Consider the following 24,402-nt stretch of genomic DNA (forward strand, 5'->3'; position numbering starts at 1 on the left):
TTGCAGCATAAAACTGAAAGGCTTTGGCTAAAATTGGAAATATAGATGTAGGAGACTTCCCGTTGCTGTTAGCACCAATGGAAGATGTGAGTGATCCACCTTTTCGCGCTTTATGTAAGGAACAGGGCGCAGATGTGGTGTATACTGAATTTATTTCTTCTGAAGGACTTATTCGCGATGCCGCGAAGAGTACCATGAAACTCGATATTTACGAAAAAGAACGACCTGTTGGCATACAGATCTTTGGGGCTAACCTGGAGTCGATGTTACAGTCTGTCGAGATCGTTGAAAAATCTGGCCCCGATATTATCGATATCAACTTTGGATGTCCGGTAAAAAAGGTGGTTTCCAAGGGAGCTGGCGCGGGAATATTGAAAGATATAGATCTAATGGTTTCTTTAACCGAAGCCATGGTGAAGCATACCAATTTACCAATCACCGTAAAAACCCGTTTAGGTTGGGATCACGATTCTATAAAGATCCTTGAAGTCGCTGAAAGGTTGCAGGACGTTGGATGCCAGGCTATCTCCATCCACGGTCGAACCAGAGCACAGATGTACAAGGGCGAAGCCGACTGGAAACCAATAGCCGAGGTAAAGAACAATCCCAGAATGCATATTCCTGTTTTTGGAAATGGAGACGTGGATTCCCCAGAGAAAGCCATGTTAATGCGTGATGAATTTGGCCTTGATGGTGCCATGATTGGTCGTGCAAGCATTGGATACCCGTGGTTTTTCAGGGAAGTGAAGCACTATTTTGAGACTGGAAAACATATGGCACCTCCAACGCTGGAAGAGCGCGTAGATGCTGCGAGACGTCACTTACAGATGTCTATCGACTGGAAAGGGGAACGTTTAGGGGTATTTGAAACCCGTCGTCATTATACCAACTATTTCAAGGGAATTCCGCACTTCAAGGAATATCGCATGAAAATGGTGACCAGTGATGATTCTGTAGATGTGTTTAAAGCCTTCGATGAGGTAGAGAAGGAGTTCGCCGGATACGAATTCGCCTAGTTATTTCAGAGCCTTTCTGGTAGTTCCTGCCGCGATATAGGAAGCTATAAATCCCAGAGTAAAGATCGTTGCGACAACGATAATCACGTTTTTTGCACGCATTTGCACAGGATAGGGCAGGCTGGGAGTGATCATGACCAGGTCAAACTGCATTTGCAGAAGGATAAGGACAATGGCAAAACCAAGGCCTAATAGTCCGCCCAATACCGTCATCAACATTCCCTGGTAAAAAAAGATATTTCTAATTTGTCTGGTGGTAGCGCCAAGACTATGCAGGGTCTTCATATTTTCCCGTTTATCCAGGATCATTACGATGATAGAACCTACCACGTTGAATAAAGCGATGGTAAGTACCAGCGTGAAAATCAGGTAAACAAAGAGATTTTCAGAATTAAGCATTTTGTTAAGCGCATCATTCAGTTCTTCACGGGTTTTAATCTGTACATTATCCCCCAGCACTGTTGTAATCTCTTCTGAAATCCTGTCGAGATCTGCTTCCGAAGAAATTTTAAATTCCACGCCCGTTACCTCGTCAGGCTGCATGCTTAGCAGATCCCGTGCAAAATTGATATTGGTAAACACATATTTCGCATCCAGCTCTTCATTAACGCTGTAAACTCCGCTAACAATGGTTTGCCTGGTCGAAAAAGCATTCTGCATATTAGTCATGGTTACCTGTCCTTTACCCGGTTTTGGAACCATGATCTTTAGCAAATTCTGATAATTAAAAGTACCAATATCAAGCAAGCGGGAGAGTCCGTTTCCAATAACCACCTGAGGTTCGCTTTTAGTAAGCCAGGTACCAAAAACAATGGCACTATCAATTTTATTAACCTGCTGGTAACTGGCATCCACACCTTTTATATAGGCAGGATTTGATTTCTGTTTGTAGCTAAGAATGACTCTTTCTTCAATAACCTGGGTGAATTTTTCCACTCCTTCGATCTTTGCCAAACGTGCCTGCTGTTCTTCTGAAATTGTTATAACTTTTCCTGAAGCCGGCAGCGCTTTTAGATCTGGATCGAATTCATTCGAAAATGAAAGGCTGAAATCACGTAGGCCGGAGAATCCGCTTAAAACGATAAACAGGGAGAATGCCCCGGCAAATACTCCAATTGCCGCGATAATGGTGATGATATTTATCGCGTTGCTCTTGCTCTTGGTGAACAGGTAACGTTTGGCAATATAGAGAGGGAACTTCAATTTAAGATTTTTTCCGCTTGTCCAGAAGATCGGGATTGGAGATTGGATCCTCCTTGCCTTTTATGGATTTTTCGATTCCGTCGATATATTCCAGAGAATCGTCTATATAGAAGTTAAGATCGGGCATTTTACGCAGCTGGTGTTTGGTACGCTGAGCCATTTCATGTTTGATCTTATACTTGTTTTCATTAATCTCCTCAATGACTTCCTGTTGATGTTTAGAAGGGAAAATGCTAACATATGCTTTGGCGATCGAGAGATCTGTAGTTACCCGAACCTTTGAAACCGAGATCAAAATTCCTGTACGCCCACTTTCTCTTAATGAGTTTTGCAGAATGTCTGCCAGGTCCTTCTGCAACAATCCACCTATCTTCTTTTGTCTGTTTGTTTCTTCCATACTACAAAAGTAAAATTTTTAACTGTGATTCTTCTTCATTCGTATGAATTTGAATAGTCTAAGCTGAAATATAGATATTTGTAACACAAAATATGAATTCATGAAAAAGATAGAGCATATAGGTATTGCGGTTAAAGATCTGGAAGCTGCTAATAGAACCTACAAAGCGATCTTAGGTGCAGAGCATTACAAGACCGAAAAAGTTGAGGGAGAAGGAGTAAATACTTCTTTTTTCAGGATAGGAGAGAGCAAGATCGAATTACTTGCTGCTACCAGGAATGATAGCCCAATTGCAAAATTTCTGGAGAAGAGGGGAGAGGGCATACATCATGTGGCGTTTCTGGTAGATGATATTAATGCGGAGATTGAGCGCCTGAAAGATGAAGGTTTCAGGTTACTAAATGAAACTCCGAAGCAGGGTGCCGATAATAAGATTGTAGCATTTATGCATCCTAAAGATGGTAACGGAGTCCTTGTTGAGCTTTGCCAGGAAAAATAGAATTAATTTGTTTGGTGCGTAAGGGGCAATTATCTAAATTTGCGCTCGCGATACGAATACGTATCAGGTCCCATAGCTCAGTTGGTTAGAGCACCTGACTCATAATCAGGTGGTCCTTGGTTCGAGCCCAAGTGGGACCACTAGTAAAATCAAGGCTTCGCAAATTTAGTTTTGCGGAGCCTTCTTTTTTTACACGTATTTCACACGTAGAATTAGTGAAAATTTCCTCAAAAATTTTTTTTGAAATCAATTCGACTCATTTCTATCTAACTTATTTTTATTTATGATATATTCATTTAATTTACTAAATATTTACATATAATGAGATATATTTAATGAAAAAGTAAAAAACATGAATATTTTCTAATTAATTTATTATTTCTTATTTTTAATAGGTCATGTACTTACAGGTCTATTTTGGTGAAGGAAAGCAAATATATTAGAGTTGGCACCCAGTATTTTAAACTGGTGAAAATTCCTACTATTTCAGGGCATACGAATCAAAATTTGATTCCCTGGAATATCGAAACCATCCGCCAGGATCATGGTAAGACCTTTCTAGCCCAGATCCCCAAATTTGATGGCTTCACCTGTATTCCGGACCATCTTAACTTTCAATCGACCTTCCATAACTTTTATAATACGTATGCTCCTTTAAGCTATATACCCGAAAAAGGAAGTATTAAACGATCTATAGCATTTGTTAAACATATTTTCGGTTCTCATTTTGAACTAGGGCTGGATTACCTGCAGCTGCTTTATACCAAACCCATTCAGATTCTTCCCATTCTTTGCCTGGTCTCCCAGGAACGCTCTACAGGAAAAAGCACTTTTTTAAAATGGCTTAAGAATATTTTCCAGGGAAATCTCACATATTTACTTAATGATGATTTCAGTAGCCAGTTTAATTCAGACTGGACCAATAAGTTGCTGATCTGTGTCGATGAAGTTCTTTTTAATAAGGAAGAACTCACCGAAAGAATCAAGTACCTCAGTACCACCAATTTTAACAAGCTTGAGGCAAAAGGAAAGGACAAGCGGGAAGTAGAATTTTTTGGCAAATTCATTCTTTGCAGTAACAATGAGGAAAGCTTTATTAAGATCGATCAGCATGAGACCCGGTTCTGGGTCCTGAAAGTTCTCAGAGCCGAAAAGGAAGAAACAGAATTACTTGAAAAATTACAACATGAGATTCCAGCATTTCTATACTTTCTTTCGAACCGGCCTCTGCTTTCCCAGAAGAAAACCCGGATGTGGTTTACTCCTGAACAATTAGAAACAACAGCCTTAAAAAGGTTAGTTCATAATAATAGGAACCGGGTAGAGAAGGAGATAGCCAGCTTACTTATTGGCATCATGGAAACTGATAATTCAGAAGAGATCAAAGTATGTCCGGTGGATGTATTAAATGCCCTGGGTAAATCCCGGATACGAACCGACCTGACCCAGATCCGGAAGATCTTTAAAAGAGACTGGAAACTTACCAGTCAATCGAACTCCAATAGCTACCTGCGCTTTGTCACCTACGCTGATGGAGATATTAACTGGAAGGAAGCTAAAGGGCGCTATTTCACCATAACTAAAATGTTCTTACAGCAGCAGTTTGAAGAAGAGAAGATCGAATAGAATTTGCCTACGCAAACAAAAATGATGAATTGATGAAAAAATGATGGCAGGGAACCACCAGTGTTCACGGGAGCTCCCATGTGCTGTCATCATTTCATCATTTTGAAACGGACTTTTCAGGGAAAAACTTCTAATTCTCTCTTTTTTTTGATGAATTGATGACAGAATAAGATAAGACCAGTAATCGTAAGGGTTTAGGCTGTCATCAAAATGTCATCAAATTGTCATCAAAATGAAAATGATGACAAAAATTAAGAAAATAGGGACGTGACACTAAATATAACTAAATACCATCAATGCAAATGCTATTGAAATAAAAAGTAGAAATGTTTTTCCTCAGTTTACCTAAACAAAACCCCGTCCATGGGTGAGGGCTTTGTTTAGGTAAAACAGGAAAGAAATAATTTAAAAAATATAAAGGTCACCTACCTACTTACCTAAAGTCTCTCAATCCGAATGAGAGCGGGACTTTCAGCCAGGTAAGTAAAATTAGATTCATCTTACCTAAGCTACCTAAAGAAGGGCTCGGGTAAGTCAGGTAACAAAAGGTAACTGACATTTTTATTTGAAAAGCCTTGATATGGCTGAAAAAGGTAAGTAGGTAATCAAAATTTAAAGAAATGAGTTACAACAAATTAACCTGTGAAAGAGCCCGCAATATTTGCATCCTGCAAACACTCGCAAAACTGGGGCACTTTCCCAGTAGGACAACGGAGAAAGAAGCCTGGTTTCTGAGTCCCCTTCGGTCAGAAACCCAGGCCTCTTTCAAGGTGTCTTTAAAACTGAACCGCTGGTATGACTTTGGAATAGGCGAAGGAGGAAATGTAATCGACTTGGTATGCAAGATTTCGAACTCTAGTGTTGCCGAAGCCCTGCAATTCTTATCCGATGATCTGCCGGTATTTAAAGTTCAAACTCCTGAAACGGATATTCGTGAAAAAGGTAGTTGCAACAGGGTTACAGCAGTAAGACCGATCATCAAAAGTCATTTAAAGAAGTACCTGAGAACTCGAGGTATTTCTATACAAGTTGCTCTAAACTATTGCAAAGAAGTTTGGTATGAATCTCAAGGTTCCATTTACTATGCTATTGGACTTCAAAATAACGAAGGTGGCTGGGAACTTCGCAATCTCTATTTTAAAACTTCAACTTCTCCAAAAAGCTACACCTACCTCCAGAATAATAAAGAAATTCTGATAATATGTGAAGGTATGTTTGACCTGCTATCTATCGCTGAATTATATCCCGAAGACCTTAAGGATTCAGATGCGATTTGTTTAAACTCCATTTCTTTTTTACAGAAGATCACCCCTTACTTCCAGAATTATAGAACTGTTGATCTCTACCTGGATAATGATCCTCCCGGAAAGAAAAACACCATCGAATTATTAAAGTATTATCCGAATATAAATGACAAGAGTCACCGCTATAAAAACTATAAAGACCTCAATGAAAAACTAGCTTGTGGACACAGCATTTTCACGAGCTAAAAATCGTTTTCGAGAAGCAAAGCAAGATGTGTCATTGTCATGACAATCTTGCTTTGCGCCCGGAGGTTGCAAAGATTAAAAAGACAAAATTATGAAACGTGAAGTCATCCAGATTCGATGTTCGATCTACGAGAAAAAGCTACTCAAAAAAAGAGCGGCCAGGGCTGGAATTTCCCTTTCGGAATACTTGCGGTTAACCGCATTTCAAATCAATATTGTGGAAAGACTCACCCCGGAACAATTGGAATCTTATCAGATGCTTGTCCAGTATAAAAACAACTTTATGCGGATCAGTAATATGTTCAAACATCGGGATACCAGGCTGGCTAAAGAAGTTGAAGATCTGGCCGAAAAAATTAGAACACATCTTCAAAATTTTAAAAAATGATTGGAAAGGGACAATCCATATCACGAACCCAGGCTTCCATCGCATATGGCTGGAACCAGGAAAAAGATGCCGAAGTGGTTCTCAAACAATATCTGGCGGGTGATACGCCCGAGCAGATCACCGATGAATTCAAGATTATCCAATCGCAAAATGATCGATGCATTAAAAACACCATGAGCTTTGTAGTGAGTCCAACCGTAAAAGATGGTAAGAATTTAAACTATCAAGATCTGGAAAGAATCGCCCAGCAATTTATTAAAGAGATGAACCTCCAGAATCACCAGGCTATTGGTTTTGTTCATAAGGATAAGCAACATACCCATATTCATATCTATGCGAATCGTATAAGCTTAAAAGGTGAAGTCTATAAAGACAGCTTTATAGGCAAGCGTGGCCAAATCGCAGCTGATAATGTAGCCAAACAATTAGGACTTACTCGCGTGAGAGAAGTCCAGCAGGAAAAGCTTCAGGAATTAAAATGGCAGCGATTGGCCATTAAGCATATCCACAACAAAGTGTTGGAGGCCAGGCCAAAATCCCTGGATGATTATATCCAAAAAATGAATGTGCGGAATGTAATTGTCACTCCAAGTATCAATAAATCCAATCAGCTGCAGGGCTTCCGGTTTGAATACCAGGGCATCAATTTAAAAGGAAGTGATGTTCACCGGTCTATGAGCGGCAGTAACCTGATCGCCGAAATTTCTCAGAATAATAATTTCAGCAAACTCAAAGAAGTACCGAAAACTTTAAAACTGGTAAATAACACTGTACAACTGAGCACGAATATACTTACTAAGATCGCTAGAGACCAGGCAAAACAAGTGATTAAACGAGCAATTGACAAAGGCATTGGAATGGGCTACTAAAAAATAATTATTATGAAAAAACTAGATGAGATTATGGAACTGATGGCCGATGAAATGGCCGATTTTAAAAAGTCCCTTGCAAGGCTAGACGCTCTATCAAAAGAGCTCAATAAAATGAGCGTACCTATCAGTACATCTACATTTGACGAGAATTTAAAAAGCTTTCTTCAAAAACAGGAAGAGGCCAACGAGCTAAAAAATGAATTACTCAGAGATATCATTATCCAGTTGGAAAGAGCCAGTCTTATACCTAATTATGTACTTGTGTTATTTGGAGGTATTCTGATCATGCTATTATCCGGTCTTGGATATTTTATTTACTCTTCTAAAATAACCGAAGAAGAGAAGTTCCAGATCTATCGAACTATATCTGAATCAGAACTTGAATCCTATCAAATCTTTTTCTCTGAAAACCTGGAGATAAAAGAAGATTACTGCAGTTGGCTACAAGATTCCCATTAAGTCTGATTATTTGTAACTATTGACTGAGAAATTATCTAAAAAATTTTTAATTAGTAAAACTGCTATATTTAACTCACATCATCTACGGAAGCTGCAGGCGCATTTTTCTTGACTGAAGATATGCCTTTTTCCATAGCTCCTAAAGTTGTATAAATTTCACTAGTTCCAATAATTTGTCCATTACCTGATTCCAAATTGAATTTATATCCTGTAGAGGTTTGTTTCTTTTCGAATCGCTTATCTAATTGCGAATTAGTTCGTACGGATTCAATACCATTTAAACAGGAAGCTTTGGCTTTATACCCTTCACTGCTCAAAATGACTTGACCGTTCCTAGCTTTTAAGTTAAAGCGGTATTCTCCAGCTTTATCTCTTTTGATTTCAAATTTTGCCATAATTAATTTTTAAGAAGAATTTTAATATATAAATAGATTGAATACAGTATAAAAACAAATAAAAATAATAATTAATAAGAAGATTAATTTTATATCCTTTCTCGCCAAATTATCTTTATATGTAATTTTTATCAATTTCAAACCTTAACTATTTAATAAATGGAGAGCATTTGCTCGAATAATTTCTTTATATAATGAGTTCTCCGAACCACGTATACTTACTTCTTTTCCCCTCTTTATTGCTTTTACCTTCACTATATATAACATAAATATACAAGCCGGGTCAATCCTTTTAAGGTCTTCAACATCAATTAATAAATAATCGGTCGTGCTTAATTTATCAATTAAAAACTGTTCTATTTCAGAAACATTCTCAGAACTTAAATCTCCAAAAAGCCTAACAAGTTTTTCCTTTTCAAAATATTCTACCATATCCTAATTCATTTAATCAAAAAGGAGTACGACAATTTCTGCAGTAGGGGTACAGAAATTAGAAAATAATTCTGCTTGTCGTACATTGAACAAACTTAGAAATGGTAAGGAAATAAATTTTTAAATTTATTTTAGTGGAATGAATTCTATGATAAGCGGTTCAACTTGTAAGATAAAAGGTTATAACTTGTTGAGGCGTTCTATCAACAGCGGTTTATACCGCCGACTAATAGGCACCACCTCCTTATCTATTAGTAAGCTATTGTCCTCAATATCAATGATTTTTTTATAGTTGATAAGATAGGAACGATGAACCCTTACAAAATTTTCAGAAGGGAGTTTATTAGAAATCTTTTTTAGACTGGAATACGTGATATGATTACCACTAGTTGTTTTAATCAAAATGAAGTTGCCCTTGGCTTCAATGATTTTAATATCGTCAATGTGAATTTTAATGAGTCTTTTCTTACTCTGAATGTAAAGCTGCTCATTTTCAGTATTTTCAGCGCTTTCTTTCTTGTAGACTTCCCTGAGTTTTTTTTCCTTAAGTGCTAACTTTAAAGCCTTTTGAACAGCAATTTGAAATCGTTCTTTCTGGACTGGTTTCAGCAAATAGTCCACCACGTTTTCATATTCAAAAGCCGTAATAGCATGTTCTTTATCTGCAGTTACCAGAATGACCGCGGGCAGGGTTCTCAGAGTCTGAATAAAATCAAAGCCACTAAATCCCGGCATATTCACATCCAGAAAAATAAGCTGAACATCCTCATTTTGATTCAGAAAACGAATAGCCTGAAGCGGATTATTAAAAGTCCCTTCTAACTGAAGATCTGGTATGTTCTCTATAAGCTGACGCAGCATTACGCGTGGCAGTTCCTCGTCATCTATCACGATACATTTCATTATATGCAACTGTTGTTTACATATCTGAAAGATAGGCAGATTAATCCCAATGATGCCCTACTCCCATTATATGGAGTAATATTCTTACAACATTTTATTCTAAATTATAAAAAAATGTAGGATATCTTTAAAAATTGACGCTTAAACCTGATAATTTTAGGAGGATTGTTCCTGCCGGGTGAGACCGGTTCGTTGCATGGTTCCCCACTTCTTTTTACCACGGAGAAGGTCAATATTTCCTTTTACGGCTGCAAACATCACAAAGGGATGGAAAAAAAGTGGTTCAACAATAATCGTCGCTAGCAGCTTGAGAATGTATTTCGGTTTTTTGTACTGCTGAAAGGAGTATTCCTCAAAGAATAAGGCTGTAATGGAAAATAAGACGGCAAATGAATAGACCGTTATGAAAAATATGAGGTACACTACCGGATCGATCCCACTGAAAAGCAAAAGAAACAACACGTAAAAAATCCCGAGGAATTCAATGATTGGTGCCATCCATTCAAAAAATAACCAGTAAGGCACACTTAGCATTCCTAGCACCTTGTATTTCGGATTAAAAAGCATCCTGCGATGAATGTAAAGGGTTTCCGCAGTACCACGGGTCCATCGGTTACGCTGCCGGTGCAGGATCTTCCAGCTTTGCGGCACTTCTGTCCAGCATAAAGGATCTGGCACAAAACCAACGCGATATTTCTGCTTTTGTTCACGCATCATCCGTCGCATGCGAACCAGCAATTCCATATCCTCGCCTACCGTACTGGCATCATAACCACCTGCTTCGATCACCGTTTCCTTGTCAAACATCCCGAAGGCGCCGGAAATGAGTAATAATCCGTCTAAATGGGACCATGCCATTCTACCCATCAGGAAAGCACGGAAATATTCAATTATCTGCGCCCTGGCCAGGAAGGTGTCCGGAAGTTTAATATCTACCAGCCGGCCATCCTCAATAATGCAATTATTCGCCACACGAATTATCCCACCCGAAGCGATCACTTTTTCTTCACTATCCAGGAAAGGTTTGATCAGCTTCAGCAAAGCATCCTGCTGTAACACGCAATCTACATCTATACAGCAAATGATCTCATGGTCAGCACAATTGATCCCGGCGTTCAGGGAGTCTGCCTTTCCGCCGTTTTTCTTATCAATAACCTTAAGATTCTTAAAAGATTTGTTTTTTGAGCGATATACGCCTCTCACCTCTTTAGTAGAAACGAACTGGTGGTAATAAAATTTATCGGGTTCCAGATCGTATTTCTTGATCAGTTTTTCGAGGGTGCGGTCCTTACTTCCATCATTGATGATGACAATCTCAAAATTAGGATAATTCAAATTGAGCAGCGAACGCACATTTTCGGTCACGTTCGTTTCTTCGTTAAAGGCGGGTGCTAAAATGGAAACTGAAGGCAGGTCTGAACTTTGCAACAACGGGGTTTCCGTTTGGAAACGAATTCTTCTTTTATAATCGCGAATTTCCAGGAAGGAGAAAATGGCCGCAAGTGTATACCCCAGACAAATGACGATTCCAAAAATTAAAAATAGCCAGTTGGCTATTTCTACTATTTGATATAATTCCAATTCAGCAATGTTTGTGCCCCCGTTCGTTCAAAAACTAAATATATAATTTTTTAGATTCTTTCCGCAGGCTATTGGCCAAATTGAAGTGTAAAACCCGGTTTTTATAGTCGGTTTCCGGAATTAACCCCACCAGATTCTGAAAATCTCCTAAACTGTACTTTCTCTTCAGGTTTCTGAGAATATGGCTTCGAACCGAGGCTTTTTCCGAAGGCAGTTTTTGTTCAATACGTTCACTCAGTTCCGGATATTCCAGTTTTGAAAGGCTTTCAATAGCAGCAATGCGCAGTTCTTCACGCTCGCTCTCCAAAAACGGAAGAATTTCCCCAATGCTTTCGAACTGGTTATATTCCGCAATCATTTTTAAGGCAAAAATTTGTACACTTTCCAGTGGATGCTCGAGGTATTCCCCAAATTCCGGAATAACGCCCGTATACTGAGTATCCATACAGTCTTTGATATAGATCTGTTCAAATACGCTCAATGGCTTGTCTACCTGATGAAGAAAGGATATTGGGTTTTCCTGCGCCATATTAATGAGGTAAAAGATAGCCTGCTGCCTGATCTCTTTCCTGGTTGAATTGGTGTGTTTCACTACGTGCTCACGCATTTCCTCCAGTTTCAATTCGGAAGAAATGTAGATCGATTGTGCCACATCGTACCACAATTTACTTTGCAATTTATGCTGAACGTATTTCTGAAGTCGCCAGGCGTAAAAGAGTTTTCTCAGTAATTCCAGGCTTTCCCCCTTGAAATTATCCACGAACTCCATGATCACCTGCACGGCAGTTCGCAGCTGCAGATTGTTCTGTGGCTGGTGAGCTTCTATTGCTTGTTCATCATTGGGGTTTTCAAAAAGATACCGCATCATAAAATCTGACAGGATCTCCCGCCGCTTCTGAATTTTACGGTTTTCTCTCAGCTTCCGATATCGCATATAAAGGATCGTTCCCACCAGCAGTAATGACACCAGGGAAAAGAACACTGAGAAAAATAAATTCACGTGCAGGATCAGTTCGCCGTTGGAAACGGTTTTAATATAGTCATTCAAAAGCAGGTTATTTTTAGTTTGGGGCTATCCTTAATCTGCGTTTCTTAAAGATCTTTTTACTCTCAAAGAAAGTTCATTTGGGTTAAAGGGTTTCGTTATAAAATCTTCCACTCCCAGATTAAAGGCATCCATGATAATATTCTCCTGTTTCGAAGTGGATAGCACAATAATGGGAAGGTCGGGGTCTTTTTGCTTTGCCTGTTCGATCAGCTGTATGCCATTTACGAACGGCAACATCAAATCTGTAAGCAACAAATCTATCTCGTTATTCTCCATCAATTCCACTCCCTGACGGCCATCCTGTGCTACCAGCACTTCATAGCCTTCCTGCCGAAGCTTGAATTCAAGAGATTTCACGATCATCGGGTTGTCTTCTACCACCAATATTCTTTTCATAGTTTTTCATAAATGACTCCCTAATTGGGAGGTGATGGTTTCATAGATCCTCCTGAGTTCTGAAAGTTGAAAAGGAATATTTTCCTGCTGCCGATGGTAAGTCAACGCATCACAGATCGCCGGAGCTTCCTGATTTTCCAGCATTTCGTAGGAAGGTTTTATCGCATGCGCGATTCCACCTACTTTTTCAAAATCTCCACTTTCAAACGCCTTTTCTGCCTCGTCGAGGTTCTTTTTCACTGAGTCTATAAAGATCTGTAAAGACTGCAATATAAACTCCTGGTTATTATCTGAAACCTTTTTAAGATAATTTAAAGAATAATCTTTTGGTTGGCTGGTTTGCTGTAATTGTTTGAGCAGCTCCTGAAAATCGGTATTTTGAAGATCATCGTCGAGCAGGGTAAAACTTCCCTGTTGCTCGGGCAATCGATCTTCGTCCCCCGTAAACCGATACAGATACAAAGGCACACCAAGGCTTAGTTCCTGATGGATAAAAGAAACGGTATCCTCTGTACTTACAGGTGCCACCGGATGTTCGATAAGAATAGCTGAAACCTCGTTCATTTGCAGGAACTGGATTGCTTCTACACTATTGGAAAGCTGTAAATACTGCACGTTATTTTTTTGCAGTTTATCGACTAATTCATTGTTCTCGTCAGCCGAACTTATATATAGCAATGAAACTGGTAATTCGTTATTCATAGATCATCAAACAAACAGTATGAACCATAAAAATAAGCAATTTCCTCACCGAACCGGAAATTCTTCCAGGTTTTTCCGTGTGAAAATCAGCTGCAAATAAATAAATTCCAAATAGAAATCAGCTGAAAAACACTGATTTTCAAGGTGGATTATTGCTTCTTACGGCCTTTCCTTAATTAAAAATTTAAATATTACTTCTTTGACATCCTCAAGAACGACGGGCTTTGTAAGGTAATCGTCCATCCCGTGGGCTAGATATTTCTCGCGCTCATTCTTCAGGGCGCGTGCGGTAAGCGCAATGATCGGAGTGTGAGAATTTTCTTTCTCAATATTACGGATTTCTTCCGTAGCCTCCAGTCCGCTCAGAACGGGCATCTGTATATCCATAAAGATCAGGTCCAGTTTATTTTCCCGAAATTTCTCGATGGCTTCCTCCCCGTCTTCCGCAGAAATTATCACCGCGTTCGGCACTACTTTTTGAATGATAGTATTGGCCAGGAAACGGTTTACCGGGTTATCTTCCACGATCATGATCCTGAATTCTTCGGTGGTATTCTTAAATGTCTCTTCCGGAATCACCGCTTTGACATTTAGAGGCTCTTCAATATTTTCGATCAGTTCATATAACTGCGCGATCTGGATAGGTTTGGTCACATTAAAAGTCACATCCAGCTCCTTGCAGGATTTCTGGATCATCTCATCTTCCGTAGAACTATGCAAGAGGATCACGGGAAGCTTATCGGCATCCAGCTGATGTTTGTTCCTGATTTGTTCAATCAGGCCAATTCCGGTGAGATACGGCATATTGAAATCGACGATGGCCAGATCAAAATCCTCGTTTTCCTTCAGTTTGTTCAGCGCATCAATTCCATTTGGGCTCAAAACGGTCTCAATTTTATTCACTGCGAGCATTTGCTTCAGAATTTCCCTATAATTATCATTGTCATCCACAATCAGCACTTTGCGAATATCTTTAATAGGTCGTGTCTCAAAATTGATTTCCTGTTCGGTCCTGAGTTTCACATGGAAATAAAATGTACTGCCCTGGCCTAGGACACTGGAAACATTCAGTTTGCTATCCATCAAATTCAGGAGTCGGTTACTTATGGTCAGGCCAAGGCCACTTCCACCATATTTTCGGGTTGTTGAAGCATCTTCCTGGTCAAAGGCATTGAAGATCTTGTCCAGGTTTTTCCGGGCGATTCCAATTCCAGTGTCCCGAATTTCAAATTTAAAGACCACTTCATCCTCATCATAATCGAGATTGGTAGACAGTACACTTAGCGAAACCTCTCCCTCGTGGGTGAATTTCACCGCATTTCCGAGCAAATTGATCAGGATCTGCCGCAAGCGAACGGCATCTACATACACGTATCGCCTGATGTTTGGCGAAATCTGCAACAACACCTCCAGGCCTTTCTGGTGCGCCTGGTGCTTGATCATATCTACGGTTTGCCCGCAAAGCTGGATCAGATCGGTTCGTTCCTCGCTCAGCTCAAGTTTTCCGGCTTCGATCTTTGAGAAATCCAGGACATCATTGATCAAGTCCATCAAAGTATTTGCGGAATTATAAACGGTCTGCATATATTTTTCTTGAGAAGAATTAAGATTACTTTGCATTAGTAAATCAGTGAAGCCAACAATTCCATTTAATGGTGTTCGAATTTCATGGCTCATATTTGCCAGGAATTCAGATTTTGCCTTATTTGCAGCTTCCGCTTTCTTTCGCGCTTCCCGTAGAGAATATTCCATTTTCTTTAAATCGGTAATATCAATGGCCACTCCTAAAAATCCGGTGATGATATCTTTATGATTTTTGATGGGCGTAATGGCCAGTTTTACCGGAAATGTTGAACCATCTTTCCTTTTATATGTCCACTCTGCATCATAAAACCGTTCTCGTTGGTCATCGCGTTCTTTGATCTCTTCTTCGGTATGAATGGTGAGAACGTTCATTTTTCCTATAACCTCTTCCGCAGCATAACCTAAAAGATTTTCTGCTCCTTTGTTGAACTTTTGTATCACGCCGTCCAGATCGGTTTCCATGATCGACACTTTGGTCGTGGCGTCCATCAACCCCTGAAATTCATCCAAACTCTTCTGAAGCGCCCTTTCCGAAAGTATTCTTTTGGTAAGATCAGCGATTTGCCTTATAAGATACAAAGGTTTGCCCTCGTCATCTACGATTACCGAAACATACAGCATACCATAGATGATCCTACCCGACTGATGAATAAAACGCTTTTCTACACTATATGTCTCAATCTCGAGATTGATCAATGCCTGCAAATGCTCTGAATCTTTTTTCAGGTCTTTAGGATGCGTTAGTTCACTGGAACGTCTATTCACGAACTCTTCCTTCGTGTAGCCAAACATGTTGGCCAGGTTCTGGTTCACCATCAGCCATTCGCCCTCCATGCTTACTACGCCCATCCCGTTTGGCGAGTATTCAAAAGCGCTCATGAAGCGTTTGGAATTTTCATTGGCCTTCATCTGCAACTGCATGCGCTCGGTAATATCTTCTACCTGGCTAATGATCAGGTCTTCCATCCCAGCTTCCCCTTTCACGATGGAAGTCGTTAGCCTGCACCAGATCTCCTCACCGGTAATTTTGAAGAATCTGGCTTCCATCTGGTAATTTTCGATCTCCCCATTCACCAGTTTTTGGCGATATCTCACCGCTTCCTTGAGGTAATTAGGATGGATCAGGTCTTTAAAGGTGAGGTTCAAAGCATCATTCAGCTCTGCTTCTTTGAAACCGAATATTTTCAAACTCGCCGGATTTGCCAGGATCAAATGACCTTCTATATGCACCAGGATAATTCCCAGTGATGAATTCTGAAAGATCTTTTCAAACCGTTCCCGGGTTGTCTTATACTGAAGTTCAGCTATTTTCTGGCGATTGATATCCTGAAACGCACCATACAAACGCACGCATTTTCCTTCCTGAAATTCGGGCTTTCCCATGGCACGGACCCAGATCTCCCTACCTTTAGCCGTTACCAGAAGTAATTCAGCATCCCAGGATTTCCCGTTTTCAATAGCTTCCTGTACCAGCCCAGAAATCTTGTCCCGGCTCCAGCCTTCTTTGTAGAAATAGATCCCCTTTTCCAGATCGGGCACAAAATCGGCCGGAACCTCGTGGATCTCCTTGGTCATCCGGGTCCAGGATAGCTTCGCGTTCACCAGGTCCAGTTCCCAGCCCCCCACTCGGGCCAGCTCATTGGTTTCATTGAAAATCTTGATCAGGTTTTGAAATGATCCTTTTTTATCGCCCGGATTCAGTTTTGCTTCGTATCGTTGAAAACGGTATAAAATACCAGGTTCGTTATTTAGCAATATTTTTTTTACTAAAATTTTCAAAAGAAGTCCCTCTCCGTCTTCCTTTACAAAACGTCGTTTAAGTTCTAAATCACTTTTTTCGGTTTCGGAAATTACCTCTTCAATTATGGAATGAATGGTATCTTGCAGATTAGCCCAGCTTTCCGAATTATCCTTATTTGTATAACCCATAAAGTTCCAGAAAGAATTACTTAACCAAAGTTTTGAGTCATTTACCGAAGGTTGAATCCAGATCCCACAAATAGGCAGGGAAGTAATTTCTTTTAAAAGCTCAGAATTTTCCGAAATAATTTGATGAAAATGAGCATCTGATAATAATTCTATTTTAGGCATGATTTGGAAGCAATTAATGAAAGGCCAGATTTATATAAAAAAACAAAAAAAATATAATATCTGGGAAAAATATGGTTTATTCAGAATTACCACAGGAAAATTTTGAATAATATGGTAGGCTTTAATTATTCTGCAAGGACACTTCTATTAATAGTAAGAATTAAGAATTTGCTTACTTAAAAATGTTCCGCTCTTACACAATTTATCGAACTAGCTTTTAAACCTATTAATTTTTACAAAGGGTTTCGGAGGAATTAACAGTCTGTACATACCATAATTTTTTAAAATCTGAATGCACCTCCGATGCTTTAGAGCAGTCTGTTTCGCTATTAGGTATATCATCTGCCAAAGCTGGAGCATCTGAAACACTCTCAAAATCTTTTTCAAGGCATTGTATCGTCTTGCCATTCAGAAAATACAGGCGCGATTGAGTAATCTTGTCTTTAATTCGAGGTTTACCGCCGGATTGTCCATCGAAAGTCCAGTCGAGCCGATCCAAAAACACAAAAAATGGTTCCTTATTATATAAGTAAAACCAGTCGGTCGCTTCATGGTGAGAATATTCATTGTATCGATGCTCAATGAGCACAGGCTTCTCATTTTTCGAGTAAAAAGTAACTTTTCCAGAACGTTCATTAAAGCAATTGTAATTAAAAGAAATGGTATCGAGTTCGCCAATTTTCCGCGCGGTTTCAATTTCTGAATAACGTGATTTGATGCTCGCCAGATCTTTTGGGGGCGTGGTGGCACTAACAGAAATTTCTTTGGTCACTTTTTTAGAATTTAGGTCTATTTCATGAGTTTTCTCGGTTTGTTGCTTGCAGGAGAACAGCAAAAGCAGGTTCAGCAACAAAAAAATGATTTTTTCAATACGCATTTTAAAGAGTTTGAGAGCTTTGAAAGTACATATTAAATACTCGGCAGAGGTATGATTTTTACCTGTTTAACCTTTTCTTGGCCGGTCATGAGTTTTTCTATTCATTCTAGAAACTGCTCGATAGGGATCAATTCCATATCGCGTGAATCTTCGATCAATTGCCCGAGTATTCTCAGGTGTCCCTGCCCGTAGATCACCATTATGCGATCGTCTTCGGAAATAGCCAATTTTTGAATTTTCAGGTAGATCTTGAGATTTGCTTTATACCATTCTCCCACAATTTCAGTCCCAATGCTATTTTCTTCATTCCCAATCTGGGTGGCGAGCAAATAGCCAAAATGATTTTTAGCGATCGCTTCTTCTGTATTTAAATACTGGAGCGCTGCCGTCAGCGATTTTTCTGCGAGGATACGGTCATAATTTTGAGCTAGTTCCCTGGCGTTCCTTATTATGGAATCCACGAGCTGCTGCTGGTCATTTTGAATGGCAAATTCCATAGCCGACTCAAAGTCAAAATTCACGGGGGCATAAGCCAGATAAAGCTTTTCATGGCCCAGATCTTTCGCCAGCCGAAACGCCAGCTGATCGGTTTCTTCCTGGCTAACGGTGTTGTTTTTGGAAACGAAATGCAGCATTCCTAGGATGGCAACAGATGCTTTAGTAGTGGTTTTTTCCGCTTTTTCCGAATTTTTAGTGGTTCTTTCAACAGGCCGGTGACAGCCCATGTTCAGCAGCAAAAACAACAGGAAAATAGGAAGTTTAGAAAGGAAAGATTTCATTGTAAAGGAATAGGAAAGTGGTTTCCGCCTGAAGTTAACCTATTTCTTTGAAATTCGCGTTAGCCTATATTCAGTTTCTAATTGCCTGGCCGTGTAGCGATATTTCCTTTTGAAAGCTGCAGGAATAAATGGTATTTTCATAACCCACGTCTTCATATTATAAATAATTAAATTAGATTTTAGCAAGTCAAAATAACATGCGTTTCTGGCGCTATTGAAAAACTCAATATAATAATCTATTTATCGTAAAAATAAGTGAGACCACCAGCTAGATATTTAATTCACTAGAAATTAATCTATACCAAAGCCAGTTGTTTATGATATTTATCCAGAATATTGGTAGGCAATGAATCCAAATAAATCTGGGTAGTATTTAATTTAGAATGTCCCAACATTGAAGAAATAACATGTAATGGAATATCTTTTAACATTGCATGAGTAGCAAAGCTATGTCTAGAAACATAAGAAGTAAGATATTCCTTTATTCCGCACTGTTTAGCAATACGTCTTAATCCTTTATTATATCGATTTCTTGCTTCTTGAACCTGTTTATATTGTTTAATTAATATTTCTGTATTGAGAATAGGCAGTATAAAATCGTCATAATCCTTATCTACTATATAAAAATCTAGAATTTCCTTTAATTGATCAGTAATAAGAATATTATAATTTTTGGATGTCTTCTTTCTTTGAAATTTAATTCTATCACCAACAATATTTTTCTTCTTTAAAAAAGCCATATCTATGAAGGACATTCCAAAAAGTAAATAGGATATAAGGAAATAATTTTTGTAATGAAAAGGCCATGAACCTTTATCAGTTTTGTAGTGTAATAATTTTAATACACTTTCATATTGAATTGCTCGTTTAGAAGTGGGGGTTGTTTTAATTTGATAATTTTGAAATGGATATGCTTCTTTCTCTATTAATCTATCTTTAATAGCTTTATTATAGATAGACCTAAGCGTTCTTAAATACGAAGCAAGTCCATTTAAAGAGTTGTTGTTGGATAAATGAAATGTTTCAAAATTTACGAGAAATTCATAATTGATATCATTGAATTTTAGATCCTTTTTCTTGGTGTACGACCTTAATCTGGTTAATAATCCTCTGTATGATTTTGCGCTTCCTAGCCGATTTGCCTTGATTAAATCCTCAACTAATTTGTCACCATATTCTAAAAAGGAATCAAATTTTCTCCTGTTGCTAATTCTATCTTTGACCTGATTAATTGAAAGAAATCTTAATTCATTTTTTAATTCTAGAATATTAATAATATTTCTTGCCTTTCCTACTTGTTCATAAAGAAATTGATTCAGTAGGTTTACCTCAGATTTTCGGCCATAATTTGCCCTGACTTTCTTATTTTTATCATCCCAGAAGTGTAGTGGAATAGATTTTCCGGTGGAGATTGAAGTCGTTTTTTGAAAATGGCAGAGCCTGATAATTATTGTAAAGGTTTGATCCTTTTTAATGCGTCTTTTATCGATTGTTAAATTGGCACTGGTCTGCATCCTGAAACTTTGGAAATTGAATTAATAATTTAAGCAAATTGAATAAATATTTGAATAAAAATCACACGTAATTCACACTTATTTGTTTGATTTTAAATGAAATCATTTGAACACAAATAAAATGTAAACACTTGTAAATCATTAAATTAAGTGATTTTTTATTGAGAAAAAATGTTAAAATCGAATTCTCATAATCAGGTGGTCCTTGGTTCGAGCCCAAGTGGGACCACGATATTAATAAAAAGCCTTTCAGAAAACTGGAAGGCTTTTTTATTTTATGCTGGTTACAACATAGGTACAACATCCCTATTTTCATTTAATTATATTTAGTAGCCCTAAAATTTTAATACCAAGAAATTACTGGCTATTACCATTGATGGGTTTACTAGATTAAGTATTATTAAAACGAGCAATTTACAACGGCTCTGAAATAGTAATTACTGAAGCATAGGATTGCTTTTTATTTATTTTTTCATTCTTGGTAAGTGCGTATAAGCTGATTAAAGTAAAAATTAAGTCACGCCAATACGAGTTCCAGTTCAGTAACATAGATTATATAAAAATCAATTGTGAGGAGCTTAAAATAGATCAGGAAGAAATAGAGGATTTCAATTTATTGATTTCAGGATATAAAGTTTTTTAAAAAATTGACTTTAAAATGAAAGCTGATAGGAATAAAAAGGCGAGTTACAGGATGCCATTCTGCCATTTTTATTGTTTAATTCGAAATAGATAAATGGTTTTTGGGTTAAATGCACTCATCTGAAGAAGATTTGGAAGGGGATGAGAAGCGTTTTAAAGAACAAAGAAGATTAATCCTCTTACGGTTTATTCTATACCAAACCCTTTACAGGTCAAGCTTATTAGTCCTAAATTTTAAAGATCTAATTTATACAGGATAGATCTTTATGAGTTCTATATTTTTTGGTAACTAATACAGTTGAGTCTCAAAACAGGCTCGCTGGTTGATCATTTTTAAATTAGCACTCTTATTTCTATCAATGTTTTTTGTGTTTTGCACTTTTTATAAAATTGTCCCTAGATAGAATCGAAGAAGAAGTATTTGATAGAGGACAAGATATAGTGTTTAATCATGTTAATAGGCATCTCATAGAAAATGAAGAGGATAGGATTATATGTTATGAGTGGTTAAATAGTGATCATTGAATACATAATTTAGCCATTCTAGGAATGTATAAAATGAATAAAAGCTTAGCCGGTTTAAAACTAAAACCAAGTTGAAATTTATTGGACCATTTTTAGATTTTAGTCTATTCACACATGGTAGATTAATGTTAAGAAAGAAATCTTTTTTATACTATTGTAGTAAAGACAGATAGGTTTGAAAATTCAGAGTTTCAGTTTAATTTTATTCTTATTCATCCTTTTAGCTTTTCAAAGTTCTTGTACTTCGAACAGGAATGAAGAAGAAATCTACATTGGCTTCTCACAGTGTATAAGTTCTGATCAGTGGAGAAAGGATATGAACCATTCTATGATGGTTCAAACCTCATTATATCCAAATATCAATTTACAAATTAGCGAAGCAAATAGGAGCATCGAGAAGCAGATTTCTCAGATCGAATATTTTATTGAAGAGGATGTTGATGTGCTATTGGTCTCTCCATTGGAGACTAAAAAAATAGTTCCGGTTATTGAAAGAGCATATGAAAAGGGAATACCTGTAATTCTTATAGACCGCAAAATTGATTCAGATAAATACACTGCATTTGTGGGAGCAGATAATATAGCGGTAGGAAGAATGGCAGCTAGTTACATAGCATCTTCTACTGCAGACAATATCAGTGTACTGGAAATTAAGGGAACAGATAATTCCTCCCCTACTATTGAAAGAAGTTTTGGCTTCAATCAAATTGCCGATGAGGTAGATAGTATTGATAGTGTATTCACAATTGAGAATTATACTGATGATCAATTCTCGCGAATACTGGATACATTAGATACATCTAAAACCGGTTATGTTTTCTCCTTTAATGATATTCTAGCTCGATCTGCCTGGCAGGTGGCTGAGAATAAAGGTTTAGCGGATGATCTCAAATTTGTAGGGGTCGATGGACTTGTGGGGCCTGACGGAGGGATAAATATGGTTTTGGATGGTAGATTACAGGCTACCGTGCTTTATCCCACCGGTGGAACCGAAGCAATAAAGTTAGCGAGACGAGTTTATGCCGGAGAACAGGTTCCAAAAAATAATTCTTTAAATATTACACTGATTGATAAGTTGAATGCTGATATAATGAAGAATCAGTATGAGAAAATCAATGAACAACAACTGGAACTTGAGAAACAATTACAGGCTATTGAGCAACAGGAAGAGAAGTATTATGTCCAAAATAATCTACTGAAAATAGCCATGGCTCTTTTAGCAGTGATTCTTAGTTTGGCCATCTATTCAATTTATTCTATTCGAATAATTAGAAGGAAAAACAAGGAATTACAACTGACCAATGAAAAGGTAGTTAATCAGCGAAATAAGATCAAATCTATTGCAGAAGAGATAAAACGAGTTAATAAAGCTAAAATCAATTTCTTCACAGGAGTATCCCACGAGTTTAAAACACCATTAACTTTAATAATGAGTTCTCTTGAATCTATTTATATGGATTTAAAAGGACAGAAATCCAGACATCAGTCTGATTTGGATGTAATTTCCAGGAATTCCAAGCGATTGTTAAGGCTAATAAACAACCTTCTTGATTTCAGGAGAATTGAGGATGAAAAGTTCAACTTGAAAGTAAGCAAAACAAACCTTTTTGAGTTTTCAGAAAAGGTTTCAATGGATTTTAAAAAAGAAGCTAAGAAGCGAAGTATCAGCTTCGAGATTAGCTCTAATGATAAGGATCTAAATGTTTATATTGACCGAAACTTAATGGATAAGGTTTATTTCAATTTATTATCTAATGCGTTTAAGTTTACTCCTGATAATGGTTCTATAAAGATTCATTTAGATCATCAACAAAATAAAAATATAGTAAATATCCATTTTAAAGATTCGGGGATTGGTATACCTGAAGAAGAAAAAGGACAACTTTTCAAGCCTTTCTTTAAAGCAGCAAATAACAATAAGAAAAGCTCTGGAATCGGTCTTAATATCACTAAGCAATTTATTGAACTCCATAACGCATCTATCGAAGTTCATTCACATCAGGGAACCGAATTTGTTATCAGCCTTCCTACCACTAAGAATCAGTTTTCTTCGGATCAAATAATATCCACTGTAGATAATGAGCAACCTATTTATTTTGAGGATGATATTGAGTTAGAAGAAAATAACGATTTAATTCCAGCATCAGAAGATGAAGATCAGGACCAGTATTCAATATTAATAATCGAGGATAATTATGATCTCTCTCGTTTTTTGAATAATAAGCTTGGGAAAAAATACAGGACCCATTTGTCAGATGGGTCCGATGCTCTTGAAAAGGCCTTTGAACATATTCCTGATATCATAATATGCGATATTAACTTACCAGACAAAGATGGGTTTGAAATTTGTGAAACATTGAAAAATGATCTAAGAACTTCCCATATTCCAACCATAATATTAACAGCCCTGGGAGATAGAGAATCCTATTTAAAAGGTCTGGAAAGTGGTGCAGACCTCTATCTAACTAAACCATTCAGTTTTACGATATTATTACAATCCCTAAAATCTCTACTTTACAATAGAGAAAAGCTTCGGTATTACTATACCAATAACCTGTTTAAATTAGAGAAAGAGAATAAGTTCAGTAACAGTGAACAGGAATTCATTTCACGCTTAAATACCCTGATCAAGGATAACCTGGATCATTCAGATTTCACTGTGGAAAGATTAGCAGAGGAACTTAATGTTTCCAGGGTACAGCTATATAGAAAAGTCAAAGCACTGTTAGGAATGAATATCAGCGATTATATCAATAACTACAAATTGGAGAATGCTAAAATGTACTTAGAAGACACTGATCTTTCTGTTAGTGAAATAGCATATAAATGTGGTTTTTCTACTCCTAATTACTTTTCTACCAGCTTCAAAAATAAATATGGTGCTAGTCCGGCTTCTTATCGAAAAAGCTATAATAACTCAAACTAATTTAACAGAGGCTTAATATTCGTTTAACTATTTATGCAGCAATGGCGTTGAAGTCCT

21 protein-coding genes and 1 tRNA gene are annotated in these 24,402 nt (G+C 37.7%); 9 read left to right on the forward strand and 13 right to left on the reverse strand.

Translation table 11 applies throughout. The features are described from left to right. The first annotated feature begins 23 nt into the window (after window positions 1-23). On the forward strand, window positions 24-1,016 hold the full coding sequence (gene dusB, locus G529_RS0100560) for a tRNA dihydrouridine synthase DusB (protein WP_026913676.1): 993 nt from the start codon (window positions 24-26) through the stop codon (window positions 1,014-1,016). On the opposite strand, the gene G529_RS0100565 is transcribed toward dusB, so the two are convergent. Together G529_RS0100565 and rbfA are read right to left on the reverse strand one after the other, a co-directional pair. Continuing rightward, complete coding sequence (locus G529_RS0100565) at window positions 1,017-2,219, reverse strand: ABC transporter permease (protein ID WP_026913677.1); 1,203 nt, start codon at window positions 2,217-2,219, stop codon at window positions 1,017-1,019. Between the two features lies 1 nt (window position 2,220). After that, entirely contained in the window at window positions 2,221-2,616 is a 396-nt protein-coding gene (gene rbfA / locus G529_RS0100570) for a 30S ribosome-binding factor RbfA (RefSeq protein ID WP_026913678.1), read from the reverse strand. A 100-nt stretch (window positions 2,617-2,716) separates the two neighbouring features. Here rbfA and mce point away from each other — a divergent pair, with 100 nt between their 5' ends. The 7 genes from mce (at window position 2,717) to G529_RS0100605 (ending at window position 7,950) form a co-directional block, all read left to right on the forward strand. Beyond that, complete coding sequence (gene mce, locus G529_RS0100575) at window positions 2,717-3,115, forward strand: methylmalonyl-CoA epimerase (protein ID WP_026913679.1); 399 nt, start codon at window positions 2,717-2,719, stop codon at window positions 3,113-3,115. 66 nt (window positions 3,116-3,181) lie between these two features. Next, a tRNA-Ile gene (locus tag G529_RS0100580) sits at window positions 3,182-3,255 on the forward strand. Between the two features lie 280 nt (window positions 3,256-3,535). Further along, on the forward strand, window positions 3,536-4,741 hold the full coding sequence (locus G529_RS0100585; protein ID WP_026913680.1) for a primase-helicase family protein: 1,206 nt from the start codon (window positions 3,536-3,538) through the stop codon (window positions 4,739-4,741). A 620-nt stretch (window positions 4,742-5,361) separates the two neighbouring features. Further along, window positions 5,362-6,231 carry a toprim domain-containing protein gene (locus G529_RS15315; protein WP_051201303.1) on the forward strand — a complete coding sequence of 290 codons (870 nt, stop codon included), beginning with the start codon at window positions 5,362-5,364 and terminating at the stop codon, window positions 6,229-6,231. Window positions 6,232-6,322: 91 nt separating this feature from the next. Further along, entirely contained in the window at window positions 6,323-6,619 is a 297-nt protein-coding gene (gene mbpA / locus G529_RS0100595) for a mobilization protein MbpA (protein ID WP_026913681.1), read from the forward strand. After that, complete coding sequence (locus G529_RS0100600; protein WP_026913682.1) at window positions 6,616-7,488, forward strand: relaxase/mobilization nuclease domain-containing protein; 873 nt, start codon at window positions 6,616-6,618, stop codon at window positions 7,486-7,488. The genes mbpA and G529_RS0100600 overlap by 4 nt, the downstream gene beginning before the upstream one ends. Window positions 7,489-7,500: 12 nt before the next feature. Continuing rightward, window positions 7,501-7,950, forward strand: coding sequence for a DUF6730 family protein (locus G529_RS0100605; RefSeq protein WP_026913683.1), 450 nt, complete (start codon window positions 7,501-7,503; stop codon window positions 7,948-7,950). 68 nt (window positions 7,951-8,018) lie between these two features. Here the strand turns inward: G529_RS0100605 and G529_RS0100610 are convergent, their stop codons facing one another. The 11 genes from G529_RS0100610 to G529_RS0100665 form a co-directional block, all read right to left on the reverse strand. Next, entirely contained in the window at window positions 8,019-8,345 is a 327-nt protein-coding gene (locus G529_RS0100610) for a YegP family protein (RefSeq protein ID WP_026913684.1), read from the reverse strand. A 144-nt stretch (window positions 8,346-8,489) separates the two neighbouring features. After that, the gene (locus G529_RS0100615) at window positions 8,490-8,777 is read right to left on the reverse strand and encodes an STAS domain-containing protein (RefSeq protein WP_026913685.1); all 288 of its coding nucleotides are present in this window, start codon (window positions 8,775-8,777) and stop codon (window positions 8,490-8,492) included. A gap of 180 nt (window positions 8,778-8,957) precedes the next feature. Continuing rightward, the gene (locus tag G529_RS0100620) at window positions 8,958-9,680 is read right to left on the reverse strand and encodes a LytR/AlgR family response regulator transcription factor (RefSeq protein ID WP_026913686.1); all 723 of its coding nucleotides are present in this window, start codon (window positions 9,678-9,680) and stop codon (window positions 8,958-8,960) included. 156 nt (window positions 9,681-9,836) lie between these two features. Then, window positions 9,837-11,261, reverse strand: coding sequence for a glycosyltransferase family 2 protein (locus G529_RS0100625; protein WP_026913687.1), 1,425 nt, complete (start codon window positions 11,259-11,261; stop codon window positions 9,837-9,839). Between the two features lie 34 nt (window positions 11,262-11,295). Continuing rightward, a complete protein-coding gene (locus G529_RS0100630; RefSeq protein ID WP_026913688.1) occupies window positions 11,296-12,309 on the reverse strand; it encodes a HEAT repeat domain-containing protein in 1,014 nt (337 codons plus the stop codon). 30 nt (window positions 12,310-12,339) lie between these two features. Then, window positions 12,340-12,705: a response regulator transcription factor gene (locus tag G529_RS0100635; protein WP_026913689.1), complete on the reverse strand. Its 366-nt coding sequence runs from the start codon at window positions 12,703-12,705 to the stop codon at window positions 12,340-12,342. A gap of 6 nt (window positions 12,706-12,711) precedes the next feature. Continuing rightward, complete coding sequence (locus tag G529_RS0100640) at window positions 12,712-13,320, reverse strand: hypothetical protein (protein WP_157514511.1); 609 nt, start codon at window positions 13,318-13,320, stop codon at window positions 12,712-12,714. A 246-nt stretch (window positions 13,321-13,566) separates the two neighbouring features. Further along, entirely contained in the window at window positions 13,567-17,082 is a 3,516-nt protein-coding gene (locus G529_RS0100645; protein ID WP_026913691.1) for a PAS domain-containing hybrid sensor histidine kinase/response regulator, read from the reverse strand. A gap of 226 nt (window positions 17,083-17,308) precedes the next feature. Then, window positions 17,309-17,959, reverse strand: coding sequence for a hypothetical protein (locus G529_RS0100655; RefSeq protein WP_026913692.1), 651 nt, complete (start codon window positions 17,957-17,959; stop codon window positions 17,309-17,311). A gap of 101 nt (window positions 17,960-18,060) precedes the next feature. After that, window positions 18,061-18,738 carry a DUF5694 domain-containing protein gene (locus G529_RS0100660; RefSeq protein ID WP_026913693.1) on the reverse strand — a complete coding sequence of 226 codons (678 nt, stop codon included), beginning with the start codon at window positions 18,736-18,738 and terminating at the stop codon, window positions 18,061-18,063. Window positions 18,739-19,034: 296 nt separating this feature from the next. Continuing rightward, window positions 19,035-20,252, reverse strand: a complete 1,218-nt coding sequence (locus G529_RS0100665; RefSeq protein WP_026913694.1) for a site-specific integrase — start codon at window positions 20,250-20,252, stop codon at window positions 19,035-19,037. A gap of 1,342 nt (window positions 20,253-21,594) precedes the next feature. Here G529_RS0100665 and G529_RS0100675 point away from each other — a divergent pair. Next, entirely contained in the window at window positions 21,595-24,345 is a 2,751-nt protein-coding gene (locus tag G529_RS0100675; RefSeq protein ID WP_262489251.1) for a substrate-binding domain-containing protein, read from the forward strand. The last annotated feature ends 57 nt before the right edge of the window (window positions 24,346-24,402 follow it).

This window comes from Christiangramia portivictoriae DSM 23547, assembly GCF_000423045.1.
Taxonomy (GTDB): Bacteria; Bacteroidota; Bacteroidia; order Flavobacteriales; family Flavobacteriaceae; genus Christiangramia; species Christiangramia portivictoriae.

What these genes read in the sequence shown, in the direction of transcription:
- rbfA (WP_026913678.1), bottom strand. Translation starts at nt 2,616, where the DNA reads ATGGAAGAAACAAACAGACAAAAGAAGATAGGTGGATTGTTGCAGAAG.
- mce (WP_026913679.1), top strand. Translation starts at nt 2,717, where the DNA reads ATGAAAAAGATAGAGCATATAGGTATTGCGGTTAAAGATCTGGAAGCT.
- G529_RS15315 (WP_051201303.1), top strand. Translation starts at nt 5,362, where the DNA reads ATGAGTTACAACAAATTAACCTGTGAAAGAGCCCGCAATATTTGCATC.
- mbpA (WP_026913681.1), top strand. Translation starts at nt 6,323, where the DNA reads ATGAAACGTGAAGTCATCCAGATTCGATGTTCGATCTACGAGAAAAAG.
- G529_RS0100600 (WP_026913682.1), top strand. Translation starts at nt 6,616, where the DNA reads ATGATTGGAAAGGGACAATCCATATCACGAACCCAGGCTTCCATCGCA.
- G529_RS0100605 (WP_026913683.1), top strand. Translation starts at nt 7,501, where the DNA reads ATGAAAAAACTAGATGAGATTATGGAACTGATGGCCGATGAAATGGCC.
- G529_RS0100610 (WP_026913684.1), bottom strand. Translation starts at nt 8,345, where the DNA reads ATGGCAAAATTTGAAATCAAAAGAGATAAAGCTGGAGAATACCGCTTT.
- G529_RS0100615 (WP_026913685.1), bottom strand. Translation starts at nt 8,777, where the DNA reads ATGGTAGAATATTTTGAAAAGGAAAAACTTGTTAGGCTTTTTGGAGAT.
- G529_RS0100620 (WP_026913686.1), bottom strand. Translation starts at nt 9,680, where the DNA reads ATGAAATGTATCGTGATAGATGACGAGGAACTGCCACGCGTAATGCTG.
- G529_RS0100635 (WP_026913689.1), bottom strand. Translation starts at nt 12,705, where the DNA reads ATGAAAAGAATATTGGTGGTAGAAGACAACCCGATGATCGTGAAATCT.
- G529_RS0100645 (WP_026913691.1), bottom strand. Translation starts at nt 17,082, where the DNA reads ATGCCTAAAATAGAATTATTATCAGATGCTCATTTTCATCAAATTATT.
- G529_RS0100655 (WP_026913692.1), bottom strand. Translation starts at nt 17,959, where the DNA reads ATGCGTATTGAAAAAATCATTTTTTTGTTGCTGAACCTGCTTTTGCTG.
- G529_RS0100660 (WP_026913693.1), bottom strand. Translation starts at nt 18,738, where the DNA reads ATGAAATCTTTCCTTTCTAAACTTCCTATTTTCCTGTTGTTTTTGCTG.
- G529_RS0100665 (WP_026913694.1), bottom strand. Translation starts at nt 20,252, where the DNA reads ATGCAGACCAGTGCCAATTTAACAATCGATAAAAGACGCATTAAAAAG.